This window comes from Streptomyces sp. NPDC006743 (genome assembly GCF_040703815.1).
In the GTDB taxonomy this organism is placed as follows: Bacteria; Actinomycetota; Actinomycetes; order Streptomycetales; family Streptomycetaceae; genus Streptomyces.
Genome location: NZ_JBEYJA010000086.1, coordinates 1 through 17,363, shown reverse-complemented (window position 1 = coordinate 17,363; position 17,363 = coordinate 1). Strand labels below are relative to the sequence as shown.

Genomic DNA, 17,363 nt, shown 5'->3' with positions numbered 1-17,363 from the left:
ATGGACGGCAGCCGAGCTGAGAGCCACACCCCACTCCCCTGGGTGCCACAACCCTACGAATGGCTGGGGTCAACCCATGATCAGAAAGGTAGAGCGAGCTGATGGACGCCATCCCGCTCACACTGGACGGCTACCTGGCCGCCGACCCGGAGCCCGGCGGCCGTGACGGCACCGCTTCCTGGCGGCTGACCTGCTCCGCAGGCACCGACCACCTGGTGGAAGAAGCGGTCATCCCCTGCACCACCATGGAGCCGGAAATCGCGCACGCCATGCTCACCGAGCGGCAGCCCGGCGACCTGCTGCGCGTCATCGGCCACCTCACGCTCCCAGACACCGCCGACGGCGTCATCCGGCTGCACGCCGATACCCTCGAAGTGCTCTGGGAAGCGCCGACGCTGGACGTGGACGGGGACGACACAGACACTGCGACCGCCACAGACGCGGACCGCAACAGTGCCATCGCGGCTCTCGCCGAAGCCCTCACCGGCTTCGGACAGGCCGCCCCCGGTCCTGGGCAGAGCATCCGCATCCACATCAGCCCGACCGGCGCCCTCGGTTCGGGCCTGGAGCATTGCCACAGCTTCGACGTCTCCCCGGTCATGGCCCACCGGCTCGCCGACTACGTCGACGCCATGAGCTGCTACCTGGACAGCGAGCGCCCCGACAGCGTCGCTCTGGATCCGGAGACCGTCGCGGACCTGACCGAGTTGTTCGAGGACATCGACCTGATCGGCCTCACCAACGCGGTCCTCAACGCTACCCGGCCCGAACACCGGGCCGCCGTCACACAGGCGATGGACGACATGTTCGGCGACGTCCCCGCATCCGAGGAAACCGACCCGTGACCACCAGCCACTCACGAAGGCAGGCGAACTCGATGCCCATCCAGCCCCAGCGCACGGTCCTGGAACGGTTCCCCGCCGGAGGCCCCCGCGGCTCATGGCCGGCGGAAGAGTACGCCGCCGCTCAGCGCGCCCAGGGCGCGGACGCCCGCGTCGCGATGGACCTCGGCAGCGACCAGTTCCTCGTCATCACCGAGACCACCAAGTAGCACCCGACGCCGCCGAGCGCCGCCCGCCGCTCCGGCCGAGCGCCGCCCGCCGCTCCGGCCGGGCGGCGCTCGGCGTCTCCCACCCTTTCGAGCCTGGAGGCCCACGTGCCCGACGTGTTCATCGACTCCTTCGGCGCCCGCTGGCAGGACCCGCCGCCGCCCCGCTACCGCGCCCCCGTCCTCGGCATCAACCTCACCAACGCCCTGCTGAACCCGCCCGACGACCCGGCCCTCGCCGACATCGTCGCCCGCCAGACCGGACAGGACGCGGGCGTACGCGACTACGTCCTCAACACCCCCGGCGCGGCCCGCATCATCAACGACGCCGTGCACGAACTCACCGCGCTCCGCGCCGCCGCAAAGGGCCGCCCCGTCCAGCTCCTGGTGAACTGCTGGTACGGACGCCACCGCGCACCCGCAATCGCCGACGCCATCGGCCGCCGGATGCGGGAGACCGGCGCCCAAGTGCAGGTCACCCACCACCACATCAACCGGCCGCCAGTCCCCCGCAAGCACCCGAGCCCCGACTGCCTGTTCTGCCGGATCATCCACGACAGCGCACCGGCCACGATCGTCCACGAGTGGAGCGACGCCCTCGCGATCGTGCCCCGCAGCGGCGGCTGCACCGACGGCCACCTCCTGGTCCTGCCCCGCGGCCACGTCGCCGACTTCACAACCGACCCCGTCGTCTCCGCCACCGTGCAACTGCGTGCCGCCGAACTCGCCGCACAGATCGGCGGCCAGTGGAACTACATCACCAACTGCTGCACGGCCACCTCGTACCCCGCACCGCCGACGACGGCCTCGCCCTGCCCTGGACCCACCCCACCCGCGAACAGGAGCCCACCCGATGAAGCGCCCCATCTTCCGCCGCTGCGGACACACCCCAGGCGCCCTCTCCCCCGAGGACCAAGCCGTCGTCGACCAGTTCCACGCGATGCTCACCGCCCTGCGCAACCCCGAGCCCTGGAAACCCGGCAGCGCCCGTGACATCGCCGTGCGCGTCGGCCCGTTCGTGGAACGCGCGCACACCAGGCCCGGCGACGACCACGGCCCCGACATGATCGCCGTCGCCCTGGCCCACCCCGACACCCCGCACGCCGCGGCCTACCTCCACGGCCGCCAGCTCGGCTACACCAACCGCGGCTGGCTGCGCTGCGAGACGACCGCGATCCTCGGCACCTGGCAGCCCGGCTACGCGATGCTCACCCACGCCGCCGCCGGCCTGCCCCTGCCCGACGACATCGGCATGGACCCCGCCCACTACGCCCTCTACATCGAGGCCCGCCGACGCGATGACAGCCGCGATGGCTTCACCCTGCTGCGCCTCGGCCCCTACACCCAGACCCGGCATGCCCAGCAGGACTACGACCGGCTCACTGCCGCACTGGAGGGCCGGGAGACCACCCTCGTGCCCGGACACCGCGTCTCCGCGCGGTACGCACCGTTCGACGTCAGCGACCACCATCTGTTCGCTGACCCGTACGAATACGAAGCCGACGTCGTGGCGCTCCTGGACGCCGCCGTCGCAGGGGTGAGTGCGTAACCGTCCCGACCGTGTACGAGATCGAGACCGACCAACCTCAAACCGGAACACCCGCGCCCTTCGCACCCTGCACCCTGCTCACCATGAAGCCCCGCTCCCCAGCCGCGTGCCGGGAAGCGGGGCTTTTTGCGTTTCGCGGGCTGGCTCTGCGGCCTGGAGGCGCCTCTCTGGGGCACCGGATGTTGTACGCGTACAACATCCGGCCTTGCCGACGGCGAGCAAGTACGACCCGGTCGCCGCCCGGCACGTCGCCTTCCGCGAGGAGCGCTGGCGCCGGGCGCGGTCTTCCGCCATGTTGTACGCGTACAACATCCGGCACCGCTACACCGAGCGAACCGCTGCCGAAAAGCTGGGCGCCAGACGATCGTTCAGGGCCATCATTGATCGATGACTCCTGTGCCTGAAGATCCGTTCGAAGAGTCGCGTGACCCGGCGCGGCGGATCACACCAGTAACACGACGCGACATCTTCGACTACATCAGGAGCCCCCACCTGGCACAGCCGCCTGGGGGAGATCGACTTCCTGGCACGTTTGTACGACCTGGAGGGCCTTCCCTCGGAAGACCGGCGCTTCGACACGTTCCGCGATGACATCGTCCAGCACCGCTACAACAACTACGACTGGGATGACGCCTGGATCTTCACCGATCCTCGCCTGCAGCTTATGAGCGGTCCGGACGAGAAGCTTCTGGGCTTCCTCGCGCAGATGGTCCATCCCGTCGTGTGCGCTGGCCTGAGCGAAGCAGCCAGCATGGTCGCCGAGTTCAACCGGCTGCTCCAACCCGACGGATGGACGCTGAAGCCGTCGAAGCAGCTGTCGGGACGGCCGGTCTACGCTCCCGCGCTCCTGAGCGGCACGCACACGACCGCCATCGGCCACGCCCATCAAACGGCGGCCCGCCTCGACGCGGAGTACATCGCCCAGCAGGTGACGCACATGGAAGGCGCGATCGAACTGGAGCCGGAGCTTGCCATCGGGACAGCGAAGGAGTTCCTTGAGAGCCTTTGCAAGACGATCCTGGACGACCGTCAGGAGCCCCACCATAAGAACGACGACCTGCTTGTCCTGATCCGCAAGACCACCAAGTGCCTGCAACTGACGCCCGACCACATTGACTCCGCTGCCGCAGGCGACACCATCAAGCGCATGATGATGAGTCTCGGGCAGCTCGCGCAGGGAGCAGCTGAGCTGAGGAACGCCTACGGCACAGGCCACGGCCGATCAAAGGCACAAGCATCGCAGCGACTCACCCCACGGCACGCCCGCCTCATCGTGGGAAGCGCATCCGCTCTGGGCGTTTTCCTCTACGAGACGCACGAGGAAGGCGGTGCTTCCGCTGCTGTCGGCCCGGGCCTGTGACAACGGGAGAGGGGCGGATGTTGTACGCGTACAACATCCGCCCCCTGGCAGATATGGCTGAGTGGGCTCAGGCCTGAACCTTGGTGCTGGACACCCGTTCCAGCAAGAGTTCGGTCAGCGCCGTCAGGTCTTCCGCGGACAGATGCTGTGCCAGAGCATCAGCGACCTGCTCGAGGTCTCTGATCTCGATCACGGCGGGCGGGGACTGGACGGAGGGTGCCCGTTCCGGGTTCTGTGCCGGCAGGGCAGTCGACTGCTGGTCGGTGCCCTTGGCCGACTGAGATTTTGCGACGGCATCCGTACGGGGTGCAGCGGGACCAGGCCTCTTGTCGCCCGCGTCGTTCGCCGTGGGGGAGGCCGGTTTGATTGAGGCGCTGCTGTCCAACTGCGCTGGCACGCCACCGGAGGCATCGACGGCACCGGTTTCCCCAGGCTCAGCAGGGTTCTGCGTCTGGCTGCGGGCCGCAGCCAGCAAGGCGCGCTCGGCTTCCTTCTCGGCGGAGCGTGCTGCCTTCTGGTCCTTGAGGAACTGCAGAAGGTCCGCCTCCGTGAGCTCGGGGTTCTCCTTGAGTTGCCGGACCAGGAGGCGTCCATCCCGTTCTGGCAGATCACCCGAGCTGAGCATCGCCTGAATGGCCTCGGGCAGCTCCAGCAGCGACAGCTGATGCGTGATCCAGGACCGGTCCTTGCCCAAGTGTTCCGCAGCGCGGGCACGGGCTCCGCGCTCCGACTCCTCTGCACACACCGCAACGAGCTCGCTGATACCGCGGGCCCGCTCGATGATGTCGAAGTCTGCGCGGTCCAGGTTCTCTTTGAGGAGATGGTTTATGAACGTCTCGCGCGAGGCCGCCAGTTCGTCACGCACGACGAAGTCCAGCGTGTCCAGACCGACCTGGCAGGCACCGCGGTAGCGGCGCTCTCCGTTGACGAGGACATGCTTGGAGTCGCCGATGTGGTGTGCGTGGTCAGGCCACAGGTTCAGGTAGGCGTCGCGGGAAACGGCCACGCAGGCGGCGAGCTGTGCAGCGCGGAGTTCTTCGCCGAAGCGGTTCAGTTCTTCCGGAGTGCCGAAGTTGCGGCGAGGGTTGAGCGGTGTGGGGGAGACATCGTTGAGTTGCAGGCGCACGAGTTCGTAGGCCGGGATGTCGCCCTGAGTGATGGCTTTCGCACGGCCTCGTTGGCTGCGGCCACGCGGCACATTTCCGAAGGAGGATCCGGTGCCAAGCCGGTCGGCGGCCTTCATCCGTTCACCGCCAGGGCGATCGTGCGCATGACTTCGGACTGCTCACAGTCTGGCGCTGAGGTGAGCAGGGGCTGCTTGAGGCGGGCCGCTTCCCGTTGTTCCTTGCGTTCGGGGATGACGCCGAGAACCGGTGGGTCTCCGATCGCCTTCCAGCTGTCGAGGGAGGACGTCGCGATGTAGCCCTTGCGGCTGTCGTACATGTTGACGATGAATCCAAGCTTGCTGATTTCGATGTCGAGGTCGGAGGTCAGGTCTTCGATCTGGTCGAAGAGCATGTCGTAGGCGTCAGCGGAAGAGTCCTCGGCCAGGACGGGGATCACGACGCCGGAGGTCTCGGGCTCCTCGCCGTCGCGGGTACGGCCGTAGTACAGGGCGGTGTCCATGGAGTAGCCCAGGCTGGGCGGGCAGTCGATGACGATGTAGTCGAACTCGCGCTCGATGGGTTCCAGAGCCTTCTCGAGGGCGATCTCCTTGATCCGCACGTGCCGTGTGGTGGCCAGCTTGGCGTCCAGGAGGAAGGCGTCCTTGCATCCGGGCAGCAGGAAAAGGCGGCCGCCGAAGCTTCCTTCCTCTATCGGCACGAGCAGGTCTCGCAGCTTGCCCTTGCCCTCGCCCAGCATGTGCTTGGCCAGGCTCGGGTCATCGATGTCGAGCATTGGGTAGCCGAGCTGCTTGGTCAGGTGGCACTGGGGGTCGAAGTCGATGAGCAGGACGCGCTGTCCGGCTTCGGCGAGCGCTTCGGCGACGCCGGCGGACGTCGCGGTCTTACCGACGCCACCTTTCTGATTACCGAAGATCAGACGGCGGGCACCGGTTGGGCGGGGGATGCGGCGGGGCGAGGGGTGACTGTCGAGCCACAGACGGATTGACTGAGCAAGGCCCTGGTTGAAGGCGATGTCGCGGTCCTTGCAGACTTCCTTGAACTGGCCGTACAACCCGGTGGGCAGGTAGGTGGAGAACGAGGCGCCGCCTGAGGTGTCGACCTGTGCGTGGGACGAGCCATCCGTCCGCCAGGCCTGGACTCCCTCGGTGACGGCGTCCTTGATGTCGACAGCCAACTCGGCTGCCCGGACCTTGAGTTCCTGCCGTAGCGCGGCAGGCAGCTTAGCTACTACCTTTTCCCGGTCATCGGGCCTGTACGGTGCGGTCATGCGGTTACCTTACTCACCACCTGATGATTGGCAAGCAACACCGCCGACCTGCACGGCTCTATCCGGCGATTGGGCGCAACGCGAGCAGAGAGTCCTCAAGCCGGATGTCCCATCCCCTCCGGACAGAAGTTGCCTGTGCCCCGGGGATCCCCGCGACGGGATCCACGAGCGCCTGGACCAAGTCCTCCGGGACAGGGTAGGAACACCACTCCATCGCGACCAGCGACATCAACCTGCAGACCAAACTTGCAGCAGTCGGCCTTCCCTTCATAGAGGGGCCTACTGCTGCGTGAGCCGTTTGCGTGACCGCCGTCCCCGCCAGCCAAGCCGGGAGCGGAAGATCCGCGGCCGAGTTGGCGCAGTATTCGCACGGACCGGAGCGGCACGCCCACGTAAGGGTGAGATGGCCACTCGGTAATCGGGGGCGTTCTACGGTGGGGGTGGCATGACACGAACGCCTACCGCCGCCGTCGCAGCGCCCACGCCGCTTGGTGACCCAGTCCGGCCAAGGCTCCCCCGGCATCTGCCGGCACGGGCCCGTGCAGACTCCCCGCCGTCAGACTCGTTCTGCTGACCCGGGAGGAGCGTGGGTCCCCTGGAGAAGCGCATGACGAAGAACGGCTCCAACGCCCGCAAGGCGCGCATCCGCGCCCAGGCCGACAAGGCCAGCACGACCTACCGTCAGGCCGCTCGACAGTTGAGCGACGAACGCGCCCGGTGGATGGAAACGGCACGCGCCATCTTTCACAGCCCAGAAGAACTCCGTGACACGCGGGAGATCTACCTGATCGACCTTTCGGAGAAGGGAGATCACCTCCCGGAACTGGTGAAGGTCTGTCTCTATGCCCTGACGCTCCGTCTTGGCACCGGAAGGCTGATCGATCCCCGCGGCGTGACGTGCACGGTGACTGAGTTGGCGGCGGCCACCGGCCTGTCGTTGGCGGCGGTCGAGAACGGCCTCTACGTCGCTGAAGCACACGGCTGGATCAGAGGGGCCGGTGACAGCGAGTACCGCTTGACCGTGCCAGGCGAGGACATCGACATGTACGAGTACTGGCTCGAGAAGCAGAAGGAACCGGTGCTTGATGCGACGGTGTATCAACGGATGAGGGACCAGCTCATTGCCGCGACTCGTTGAGAGGCGGTTACAGGGCAGGTCTGCGCGCCCGGCTTCAGGGACCCCAGACCGCCCCATGCTGCAGCGCAGTAGTCGTACGACGGCGTCAAGCAGCGTCCCCGGAAAGTAGCGGCATCGCCTGTATGGGCGGGAGAGTGCACACACCGGCGGCTTACCGTCTCGGGCTGCCGCTGCGGTCCCTTCTGACGGGCGCTGCGGTAAAGACTTGGTGATGGTCTCCCGCCTAGCGGGAAGGACCCCAGATCACGTTTTTCCGCAGGTCAATCCCGGGTTTCCATGGGCCGATGATCAGCATGTCGCCAGTTCGCCCGGGGAACGGGTGGCGCTATCTCTTCCGCGGTGTGAGGGCCGGCGACGGCCACCGCCCCGCGGGCACGCCGCTGCGCGCCGCCCAAGACGAGGCTGGTGTCCCGCCCGGGATATGGAAGGGCCGAGGTCTGGCCGCGGTCGGTCTCAAGGCTGAGGATGTGGTGACTGAGCGGCAGGCCGAACTGCTCCTGGGGGAGGGTCGGCACCCGGACGCTGATCGGATCGAGCGCGAGCTCCTAGCGCAGGGCAAGAGCCCGGCCCGCGACCGGCGGGCGACTGTGCTGAGCAGGCCCATCGAGCACAACCGCTCACCCGAGACCGACAAGGCCAAGGAGCGCACCCTCTGGCTGGGCTTCGACCTGACGTTCCGGCCCCCGCCGACGGCACACGTCGCGTGGGCACTCGGGGATGACGAGACCCGGCTGGTGCTGGAGCTGTGCCAGGACATCGCCCGGGACAAGACGCTGGCGTGGTTTGAGGATGCGGTGGCGGAGATCCGCTGGGGGAGTGGCGGCAAGATCCGAAAGCCGGTCCGGGAGGGGCTGATCGTTGCAGTGTTCCGGCACTACGAGTCCAGAGCCACGGAATCGAAGCCACTTCTTCACGATCATGCGGTGGTGTCGATCCGGGCCCGGCGGCCGGACGACAAGGGGACATGGGGCAACTTGTCGGCGGACTCGCTGATGGCCCACATCGTCGCCGCCGACACCCTCTACCTCCTGTACTTCATGGAGGAGGTGACCGCCCGGCTTGGGTGGGCGTGGGAGCCGCGCGAGGTGACGCCCGGCCGTCGGCCGGTCATGGAGATCGCCGGGATCGACCAGCGGCTCATCGGCTGGCAGTCGACCCGCCGTCAGCAGATCGAGGACACGCTGCCCGTCCTCACAGCCAAGTACGAAGAGCAGCACGGGCACGCGCCGGGGGAGCGGGCCGCCTACGCGCTGGCCTGCCAGGCCGCCGACCAGACCCGCCCGCCCAAGCGCACGGAACTGCTGTCGCTGACCGAGCTGCGCAAGCGATGGGGGAACTCAGCGATCCGGGCCTACGGTGCCGACGCCGTCGACCGGCTGGCGGAGCGGGCGCGGGCGGCGGCCGCGGTCGTGTGGGCGCGGGTGCGGCCGGTGGTCGACATAGCGCTGGCGGCCGTCGACATCGTCGCCGTGGTGTACGTGATGCGTGGCGCGTTCAAGCGCCACCACCTGCTCGCCGAAGCCCGCCGCTACCTCTCTTACGTCCTGCGCGGCCGGCCCCACGAGCCGGGCCTGGACGAAAAGATCGTGCAGGCGGTCGTCGACGACTACAGCCGCCCGGCGAGCCGACGGATGATGACCGCCAACCTGCGCGCCCTGTACCCGCGCGACACCGAGGACCAGGCCGTGCTGCGGCCGCTGACCCGCAACCGCACCGCGCCCCAGTACGAGCGGGCCCGCCTCGCCGCCAGCACCTTGGCCGCCCGGGTCCACGCGGTGCGCCGTGCGGAGCGTCTGGGCTCCCGGCCCCGCTCGTACGCCGTCTCCGTGCCCGCCGCCTCGAGGTCGCGCCTGCGGCCGTTCCGCGACGGCCGGAAGGACGGCCGCCTCCTGGAGCCGGAGATCGGCGTCGACACGGTGGAACGAACGCGCCAGACCTTGGAAGCCGCCGCCGCGCAGGTGGCCGCCACGCTCCAGGACAGCCGGCGGGCGCGCGAAGCTGCTCACGGCCTCCGCCCGCAGCCCGCCCCGGCGACGGCCCCGCCGCCGTACACCCAGCAACCCGGCCTCCAACCCGCGCCGGGCCGAACCACAGGAGGAGTCACGTGAACACCCCGGAAGAACGCCCCAACCCCGACGACGCACTCGCCCGCGCCCGTGCCGCCCGCGAGCAGATGGCCGCCGCGCTCACCGAGGACCAGGAGCCCGACCCCGACGAGACCCTGGGGTGGCAGCCGATCTGGAAGCGCCCCCGGAAGCCGAAGGGGCCGGCCACTCCTCCGCGGCCCAGGCCGCCCCAGCACCGCGCCGGGCAAGCCGGTTCTGCAGCCGCTCGAACGCGATGCGGCCCGCGGTGTCCCATACGACCAGCTCGCCGTTTATGTTAGCTATCTCGCCTGTCTCGGCCACGGGGTTCCTCACTCATCGGCAGCTCGACAGCGTGAGTCCTTTCAGGGCGGGGAATGCGCCTGTGCTTCGGTTCGGGGAGTCGCCGCGGTGACTCGGGCAACCGGACGTCCCTGAGCGGCTATTGGCTGATGCGATGGAGCAGTCAGAGTCCCTGGGCCGGCATGGTGACGCCGGTGAGGCGTTCGGCCTCGGTCCACAGGCGTGCCGCGAGGGTCTGGTCCCGAGCGCTGCGCGGCAGGGGGGTTGCCTTGGTCGGGCCGACCATCGCCCAGCGCGGTCCGTAGTAGCCGCCGGGTATGGCGTCGGGGCTGGTCGCCGCGTACAGCAGTGGTTCTGCGCCCTGCTCGGGCCCCTGGGACGGCACGATCTTGTAGAGCAGTGATTCGAACCGGCCGGGCCGGCCCCCGTTCAAAGTCGGGCCGGAGGTCATCAGGTTGGTGCGGGTGTAGCCGGGGTGCGCGCCGGCCGACAGCAGCGGCCAGCCGTGTCGGTCGGCGAGGTCGGCGAGGTGCAGCATCATCAGCATGTCGGCGAGTTTGGACTGGGCGTAGGCCCGGGTGGGGCTGTAACTGCGGATGGACTGCAGGTCGCCGAAGTTGATGCGGGCCCGGTTGGCGGTGCCGCTGCTCATTGTGGCCACTCGCGGGGAGGGTGCGGCTAGCAGCAGCGGCAGCAGCTGGACGGTGAGGGTGAACGGGCCGAGGAAGTTGCTGCCCAGCTGGAGCTCGAAGCCGTCCGGGGTCTCCGTACGCTGGGGCACGTTCATGACCCCGGCGTTGTTCACGAGGAGGTCCAGCGGCCTGCCGTCGGCGATCAGGCCGTCGGCGAAGCCGCGGACCGAGGCCAGGTCGGCCAGGTCCAGGCGGCGGACCTCGACCTGGGCCCTGGGGTGCGCGGCGAGAATCTCACCCCGGGCCTGTTCGCCCTTGGCCGGCGTGCGTACGGCGAGCACGACACGGGCTTTGGCTCCGGCCAGCCGCTTGGCGGTCTCCTTGCCCGTGCCGCTGTTCGCGCCGGTGACCACGGCGAGCTTTCCGTGCTGGTCAGGGACCTGATACATGACGAACCTCATTACGTACTGCCGGTATCTTGTCTACCGCCACACTGTAACGGACCGTCGGTATCTAATCAAAGTACCGCCGGTCTGTAGCATGAGGAGATGACCTTCCAACGTGCCCGCACCGACGAACAGCGCAGCCAGCGACGGCGCCAGATCCTGGACACCGCGGCCGCGATGCTGACCGAGATGCCGGTCGCGAAGCTGAGTCTGAACGAACTGAGCCGCCGCGTCGGCCTGGCCAAGGCGAACGTGCTGCGCTACTTCGAATCCCGCGAGGCGGTCCTGCTCGACCTGCTCGACACCGAGATCCAGACCTGGATCGCCGAACTGCAGCACGAGCACGCAACACGCCAGGACACCGCCCGCGAGCGCGGAGACCGGCTGGCCGACATCCTGGCCACCTCCATGGCGAGACGGCCGGTGCTGTGCGACCTGCTCAGCGCGCAGGGCGCGGTCCTGGAGCACAACATTTCCACCGAGGCCGGCATCCGCCACAAGCACGCGGCCCGGCAGTCCCTGCACAACCTCGCCCAGCTCGCCCTGCGCCACCTGCCCGAACTCGGCCCAGACGGCGCCGCAGCTCTGGTGGAGTCGACCCTGCTGATGGCCATGACAGCCTGGCAGTGCAGCCGCCCCTCGGAGGCCATGCTGGCGGTCTACGCCTCCGACCCGGCGCTGGCGGCCATGCGCCTGGACTTCACCGACCTGGTCCGCCGAACCACGGCGGTGACCGCCTCCGGTCTGCTGGCTCGCCAGAGAGAACGGACCAGCACCGGCCCAACCTCCTGATCGTCGGCCGCGCCGCCCATCGCATGAGACATCGCACACCTGAGACAGCCGTACAAGTCACATAACGCCGTCCCTCGCGGTCGCATCCGGCAGCTGCACGGCCCCGGCCACGACCTCCGGAAACGCCGGCCCCATCTCCGTGCCGCGCCTGGAGCGCAGCAGCACCCGGCCCCCGTCTGCGGAGACGGCAGCCCGGAACCCGTCCCACTTGGGCTCGCCCGCCCAACCCGGCCGCAGATCAGGTTCGGGTACGGGCGTGCTCAGCATCGGCTCCGGCAGCGTCCATGTCACATCGGATCCCTTCCACCAGGCGCTGGCCTACCCCCTACGGCCGGCCCTCGGTCAGCTGGCTGGCGGTGCGGGTGCGTGCTGATCTTGTGCCTGACGACCTGTGGGAGCGGGTGAAAGGCAGGGAGGAAGCCGTCCGGCCGCCGGCCCCGCAGCGCATAGGACGCTGGGCGGGCCAGGCGGGGCACGGTCATGGCGTAGCGCCCCTCGGACTAGGGCGCCGAGGTGCTACGCCGGGGAGAGGCGGTCCGCGCCCCGGCTACCGGGCGAGGGTGACGGTGATCGGGGCGTCCGGGCACTGTTCGAGGACCTCGGCCAGCGCGGTCTGTTCGGGGGTGTCGATGGTCAGGCCCCAGCGGGTCTTGTCGGCGATCCAGTCGGTGACGTAGGTGCAGCGGTAGCCGACGGCCGGGGGCAGCCACGTGCTGGGGTCCTGGTCGGCCTTGGACCGGTTGGAGGCGGCCGAGACGGCGATGAGGTCACGCTCGTCTCCGAGGTCGTTGGCGTAGGCCTCGCGTTCCGCGGGGGTCCAGGTGCTGGCGTCGGAGTCCCAGGCTTCCGCGAGGGGGACCAGGTGGTCGATGTCCAGGCCGCTGGGCCCTTCGATGTAGCGGTCGTCATACGGGGAGTACCAGACGCCCCCGGTGAGGCGGCAGTTCGGCCCTTGCTCGGGCGCGGTGACGGCCTCCGCCTTGAGGACCTCGGCGCGCGTGTTGCAGCCGTCGTGGTCGGCGTCGGTCCAGTGCTTGAACTTGGAGCGCTGGTAGCCGGTGCGGTCCTCCTCACGCACGGGCAGCCGGGCCAGGGCGTCGCGGACGGGCAGGGTCACCGTCTGTCCCGGCGCCCGCACCTGGTGGTGCGGTACCGCGGCGGCGTCCGGGGTGGTGGCCGCGGTGGCGGGGGCGGCCAGGAGGAGGCCGGTGAGCGAGGTGAGCAGGGCAGCGGTGCGGGCAAGGCGCATGAGGAACTTCCCCCTTGGAGGGTCACGGACAGGCCGTGATCTTCGTAGCGGTGCCTTGGTGCGGCACGCCCGGGAATCAGCCCTCTGTCACTCCTGGGGTGGGTAAAGCGCACCGGCAGGCCCCGCCCGCATCTCCGCAACCCCACACGGCTCCCACCAACACGTTGGAGCAGCGGAGTTCAGCGCCGACCGGTTGCCCGCGGCAGGTGGGGTGGCGGACAGCGGCGGCGCGCGGACTCCGGCATGGGGCGACCGGTCTCCTGAAGCAGGAGAGTGCCGGTCGGCGGCCCCGCTAGATGATCGGGCCTTGGTGCTCTGGGGTTATGGGTTTTGGCGCATGTCGAGGTAGCAGCGCAGTCGTACGCCGGGTTGTCCGGGGTCGCGGGTGGTGCGTTCGACCAGGGTGGTGGCCCACATCGAGGCGAGCGCGGTCTGGAAGGCGAAGGCTGTCTGGTCGTCGGCGGCTGCCACGTCCACGACCACGAGGCCGGGTTCTGACACGTGTACTTCGTTGATCACGTCCATGCGTCACACGACGTCCTCGGGGCGGGTGGAAGTTCTGCGCGCGGCGGGGATTCACCCGACCGGGGCCTTCGGCTGAGCACACTCAGGTAGCCGCATATGGCGACACCGCCGTCTGGAAGAGCGGCTCACCTGTGCTCATCGCCCGTGACTGTTCCGCCTGAGAATCGTTGTCTACAACAGAAGTCGCCCTGGGACGGCTCCAGCTCAGCAACTGCGACCCCGTGAGTGGCAGCTCTGCCTCGACAGCTGAAACACGCTCCGCGTGATCGCTCCTGCCGCCTCTGTCGCATGCGAACAGCCAGTGTCAGGTCACGGGTCTGGCACGGAAAACGAACCATGAAGTCCCACAACCAGGCACGCGCCAACGCAGCACGGCGACGACAGAGCGAGACCGGAGAACCGTACGCGACCGCGCTCCAAGCGGTCCGGCTGGACAGGCTCACCCGGCTCGACGACCTCAGCGAAGCAGACGCGCCAGCCGGTGCACCCGCCAATCTCCACGACCGGCCGGTGCCCGAGGAGCTGACGGAACTCGTGCGATATCACGCGCACCGTATCGTCCGGTACCTCTACTTCGCCGTAGACGAAGGCCACTACCGAGAAGACCTCGCAGATTGGCAGAGCGCCACGCTGTACAAGCTCACCGATGCCTTGGAGCATCTGCACCTGCTCATCGGGACGATCGCGGCTTACCTACGTGAAGCAGGAGTCACGGACTCCTTCCTGCGCCGTTATCTGCAAGTAGGAGATGACCGGCAGGTAGAGGCGTACTTCACCTCGAGCGTCGAGGAGCACCTCGCTGGCCTCATGGGCCGGGAGGCACCGCAAGACTCGGTGATCTGGCACACCGTCGGGCGTCATATCGCCAGCCGTTCGGGATGGAGCAAGCCCGACCGGCACGAGGAACTTGAGGTGCTACTGCAGGCGCTCTACGCCAACTACCCGGATGACGACCAAGCGTTCGACCACTTGCCGACAGCCATGCAGGAGCGGGTCCTCGCCGTAATCCAGCACTTGAGGACCTAGCCCGGTCTGGTGGTGGAGAGGTACCGGAGGTCGAAGGACTCCCCCAGCGCGTGTCGGAAGCTGATGTAGGCGCGATGGGGGTGCGCGACGGTGCTTGTCCGGAGAGCGATGACATTCGCGTCCCGGCCGGGGCCGCTTCCCGCCCGGCGGGCGCCTGCGAAGAAAGTTCGACTGCTGCTTCCGCCTGGCGGGACGCCCCGCTGATCGGCCTTTTCTTGCGGGTCCGAGCCGTGTGGCGTGGTCTGCATGACAGTGGATATCAGGGTGATCCGGGCCGGTCAGATGTACCGCTACTACCTCCGCGAGACGGTTGTCGGTGACGGCCGCCGCCCGGCCCGCGCGCCGCTGCGCGCCGCCCAGGAGCAAGCCGGGGTCCCGGCCGGGCGATGGATGGGCCGCGGCTTGGCCGTGCTCGGCCTGGTGCCGGGCGAGGAAGTCACCGAGGCGCAGCTGCGGAACCTGTTCGGCGAGCGCGGCCGGCACCCGTACGCGGACCGGATCGAAGCCGACCGGCTCGCCGCGGGCGACTCGGCGAAGAAGGCGTTCAAGGCCGGCGCCCTCGGACGCCAGGTCACAGTTACGGGCGTGGACTTCGTGTTCCGCCCGCAGCCGACGATCTACGTCCTGTGGGCGCTGGAGGATGAGGAGACCCGCCGGGTGATCGAGGCCGCACACGAGCGGGCGATCGAGCGGGTGCTGGAGTGGATCGAGGACGAGGTCGCGGTCATCCGGTACGGCAAGGACGGGATCTACCGGGTGCGGCCGCCCGGCGGTCTGGTCGCAGCCCGCTTCCGCCACTACGAGGCGCGCTCCGGGCGGCCCTTGCTCCATGACCATCTGCTGCTGAGCGTGAAGGGGCAGCGCCTGGACGGAAAATGGGGCTCGATCCACACCACGGCCCTCCACGAGAACACGGTCGCCGCCTCCGCGCTCTATAACGAGGTCGTGGCCGCTGAGGTCTGCGAGGCGCTCGGGCTGGCGACCGAGCCGCGCACCGTCACCCCGGGGCGCCGGCCGGTCATGGAGATTGCCGGGGTGCCCCACGAGCTGATCCGCTGGACTGCCCGACGCAGCGACCAGATCGCCGCCTGCCTGACCGATCTGGAGCACGAGTACGTCACCGCCGTCGACGACGACGGCGAACCGCGGTTCCTGCCCGTCGTCTCCGACCGGGCCCGCGCCAAGCTGAACCAGATCGCCGCCCGTAAGACCCGCCCGCCCAAGCAGAAGACCCTGCCGCTCGCGCAGCTGCGCGCGTGGTGGAAGACGAGCGCGGTCCTCACCTCCGGGGTCGCCGCCGGCGTCATCACCTCCCTCCTCGAGCACGCCCGCGCCGCCGCCGCGGCGATCCGGGCCCGGGTCGCCTCCGTGGTCGACGTCGCCCTGGCGGCCGTCGACGTCACCGCGACGGTGTTCGTGATGAACGAGGGCGGGCGCTTCCACCGCCGGCACTTGCTCGCCGAAGCCCGCCGCCACCTCGCCCTCGTCCTGCGTGGCCGCCGCCGCGACCCCGGCCTGGACGACCGGATCGTGGCCGCCGCGATCTCCACCCACTGCCTGGACATCAGCGAGCCGAAGACCGTACGCGGCCTGGAGGCCGGCTACCGCCTCTACACCGCCCGGTGGGACCTGGCCGACCTCCCCGCTCGGCCCCGCCCACCCACTCGCGTGCCCGACCCGGACCGGCGGCCCCCGGCCGATCCCGGCGAGCCGGCCGCGCTCCGGCCCCCGGGCCAGGACACGGGGGAGTGGGAGATCCCCCGCATCTCGCTCCAGTACGACCGTGCCGTCCTCGCCGGTGCGGTGGTGCGGGAGAAGCTGCGCACCACCACCACCGCCGTGCGGGGCCGGGCGTACGACGTCGTCGCCCACCAGCAGGCGGCGATGCCCGAGGAGCTACTCGCGCCCGAGCCGGCCGACCCCGAACACGACGACCAGGATCCGGAGGCCGGGCGCCCAGAGGCGATCGACATGACGGCGCTGCGGGCCCTGCGCAGGTCCCGCACGGACGTGGAAGCCCTCGATCTCACCGCCGACCGGCTGCGCCGCCTCCAGCAGGCGGCCACCAAGATGGCCAACGACTCCCTCGCCCGCGCGGACCGCCACACCGCACAGGCCGACGCCGACGCGGTGCGCCCGGTGCGCCCGGACGACCAGCAGGCGCACCGCCCACAACAACCCGGACCGCACCGCGGCCCGGCGGCCGGCCACTGAGTGGACCCGATGGCGCGCACCCGGAGCGGTGGTGCGCACCGACGACGCCCGGCTCCACTCCACCGAGTGGAGTCAACCCGCCGGACTGAGCGTTTCCACTGGAAGCGGCGGCGGCCCCCCACCCTGCGGGTCGGGGGCCGCCGCCGTTGCGGTCGTCGTACGGAAGGCTGGCGCGGCTGGCCACTGCTCACAATGAGCCTGGCGCGGGCCTACATCCAGGACGTCATCGACCGCGGAGCCATCCAGACCCAGTAGCACCGCGTTCTCTCCGCGACGGGCCCGGCCGCAATCGGCCGAACCCGTCTTTCACCCGGCGGGAATCAGAACTGCAGGCGGCTCTCGTAGTACGGGGCGAAGACGGAACGTCTGTTTGAGCCCTGCGGTGGCCCGCGTGGTTCTGCTCGGTGGTTGCCTCCGTGCTGGTCCCTCACACGTGCCAACGTCCTAAAACACATGGCTTGTCCAGGGTTGCCGTGGTTAGATGCAGCCAACGCGACGGGGGCGCAGATTACTGATTTCGGCTCGTCGGGGTGAACCTTCATGAAGTCTGTGAGGGACCCGGAGTGATGCCTGTATCCCATGGTGTGTGAGATATGCGGATGG

General features: G+C 69.1%; 17 protein-coding genes. 11 read left to right on the top strand and 6 right to left on the bottom strand.

Going from position 1 to position 17,363, the window contains the following annotated elements; genetic code table 11:
- Positions 1–101 precede the first annotated feature (101 nt).
- From ABZ719_RS35495 to ABZ719_RS35470, 6 genes are all read left to right on the top strand, one after another.
- The gene (locus ABZ719_RS35495) at positions 102–845 is read left to right on the top strand and encodes a hypothetical protein (protein ID WP_366729290.1); all 744 of its coding nucleotides are present in this window, start codon (positions 102–104) and stop codon (positions 843–845) included.
- Complete coding sequence (locus ABZ719_RS35490; protein WP_366729293.1) at positions 842–1,051, top strand: hypothetical protein; 210 nt, start codon at positions 842–844, stop codon at positions 1,049–1,051. The genes ABZ719_RS35495 and ABZ719_RS35490 overlap by 4 nt, the downstream gene beginning before the upstream one ends.
- Positions 1,052–1,156: 105 nt before the next feature.
- Positions 1,157–2,041: an HIT domain-containing protein gene (locus ABZ719_RS35485; RefSeq protein WP_366729289.1), complete on the top strand. Its 885-nt coding sequence runs from the start codon at positions 1,157–1,159 to the stop codon at positions 2,039–2,041.
- A complete protein-coding gene (locus tag ABZ719_RS35480) occupies positions 1,989–2,597 on the top strand; it encodes a hypothetical protein (protein ID WP_366729288.1) in 609 nt (202 codons plus the stop codon). Before ABZ719_RS35485 ends, ABZ719_RS35480 begins: the two co-directional genes overlap by 53 nt.
- A gap of 205 nt (positions 2,598–2,802) precedes the next feature.
- The gene (locus ABZ719_RS35475) at positions 2,803–2,988 is read left to right on the top strand and encodes a hypothetical protein (protein ID WP_366729287.1); all 186 of its coding nucleotides are present in this window, start codon (positions 2,803–2,805) and stop codon (positions 2,986–2,988) included.
- Positions 2,989–3,129: 141 nt separating this feature from the next.
- Positions 3,130–3,957: an abortive infection family protein gene (locus ABZ719_RS35470; protein ID WP_366729286.1), complete on the top strand. Its 828-nt coding sequence runs from the start codon at positions 3,130–3,132 to the stop codon at positions 3,955–3,957.
- A 67-nt stretch (positions 3,958–4,024) separates the two neighbouring features.
- On the opposite strand, the gene ABZ719_RS35465 is transcribed toward ABZ719_RS35470, so the two are convergent.
- Complete coding sequence (locus ABZ719_RS35465; protein ID WP_366729285.1) at positions 4,025–5,200, bottom strand: plasmid partitioning protein; 1,176 nt, start codon at positions 5,198–5,200, stop codon at positions 4,025–4,027.
- Entirely contained in the window at positions 5,197–6,351 is a 1,155-nt protein-coding gene (locus ABZ719_RS35460; RefSeq protein ID WP_366729284.1) for a ParA family protein, read from the bottom strand. The genes ABZ719_RS35465 and ABZ719_RS35460 overlap by 4 nt, the downstream gene beginning before the upstream one ends.
- A gap of 607 nt (positions 6,352–6,958) precedes the next feature.
- Here ABZ719_RS35460 and ABZ719_RS35455 point away from each other — a divergent pair.
- Both ABZ719_RS35455 and mobF (ABZ719_RS35450) read left to right on the top strand, forming a co-directional pair.
- Positions 6,959–7,489, top strand: coding sequence for a hypothetical protein (locus ABZ719_RS35455; RefSeq protein ID WP_366729283.1), 531 nt, complete (start codon positions 6,959–6,961; stop codon positions 7,487–7,489).
- Positions 7,490–7,782: 293 nt separating this feature from the next.
- The gene (gene mobF / locus ABZ719_RS35450; protein WP_366729292.1) at positions 7,783–9,597 is read left to right on the top strand and encodes a MobF family relaxase; all 1,815 of its coding nucleotides are present in this window, start codon (positions 7,783–7,785) and stop codon (positions 9,595–9,597) included.
- Between the two features lie 442 nt (positions 9,598–10,039).
- Here mobF (ABZ719_RS35450) and ABZ719_RS35445 read toward each other — a convergent pair whose 3' ends face one another.
- The gene (locus ABZ719_RS35445; RefSeq protein ID WP_366729282.1) at positions 10,040–10,957 is read right to left on the bottom strand and encodes an SDR family oxidoreductase; all 918 of its coding nucleotides are present in this window, start codon (positions 10,955–10,957) and stop codon (positions 10,040–10,042) included.
- Between the two features lie 99 nt (positions 10,958–11,056).
- Between ABZ719_RS35445 and ABZ719_RS35440 the strand changes: the two genes are divergently transcribed.
- Positions 11,057–11,746 (top strand): TetR family transcriptional regulator, encoded by a 690-nt coding sequence (locus ABZ719_RS35440; RefSeq protein WP_366729281.1) that lies wholly within the window; start codon positions 11,057–11,059, stop codon positions 11,744–11,746.
- Between the two features lie 57 nt (positions 11,747–11,803).
- Here ABZ719_RS35440 and ABZ719_RS35435 read toward each other — a convergent pair whose 3' ends face one another.
- The 3 genes from ABZ719_RS35435 to ABZ719_RS35425 all read right to left on the bottom strand — a co-directional run bounded on the left by ABZ719_RS35435 (position 11,804) and on the right by ABZ719_RS35425 (position 13,520).
- Positions 11,804–12,013 carry a hypothetical protein gene (locus tag ABZ719_RS35435; RefSeq protein ID WP_366729291.1) on the bottom strand — a complete coding sequence of 70 codons (210 nt, stop codon included), beginning with the start codon at positions 12,011–12,013 and terminating at the stop codon, positions 11,804–11,806.
- A gap of 280 nt (positions 12,014–12,293) precedes the next feature.
- Complete coding sequence (locus ABZ719_RS35430) at positions 12,294–12,995, bottom strand: HNH endonuclease family protein (protein WP_366729280.1); 702 nt, start codon at positions 12,993–12,995, stop codon at positions 12,294–12,296.
- A 321-nt stretch (positions 12,996–13,316) separates the two neighbouring features.
- The gene (locus ABZ719_RS35425; RefSeq protein WP_366729279.1) at positions 13,317–13,520 is read right to left on the bottom strand and encodes a DUF6207 family protein; all 204 of its coding nucleotides are present in this window, start codon (positions 13,518–13,520) and stop codon (positions 13,317–13,319) included.
- Positions 13,521–13,856: 336 nt separating this feature from the next.
- Here ABZ719_RS35425 and ABZ719_RS35420 point away from each other — a divergent pair, with 336 nt between their 5' ends.
- Both ABZ719_RS35420 and mobF (ABZ719_RS35415) read left to right on the top strand, forming a co-directional pair.
- Positions 13,857–14,546: a hypothetical protein gene (locus tag ABZ719_RS35420; protein ID WP_366729278.1), complete on the top strand. Its 690-nt coding sequence runs from the start codon at positions 13,857–13,859 to the stop codon at positions 14,544–14,546.
- Positions 14,547–14,792: 246 nt separating this feature from the next.
- On the top strand, positions 14,793–16,760 hold the full coding sequence (gene mobF, locus ABZ719_RS35415) for a MobF family relaxase (protein ID WP_366729277.1): 1,968 nt from the start codon (positions 14,793–14,795) through the stop codon (positions 16,758–16,760).
- Positions 16,761–17,363: the final 603 nt, after the last annotated feature.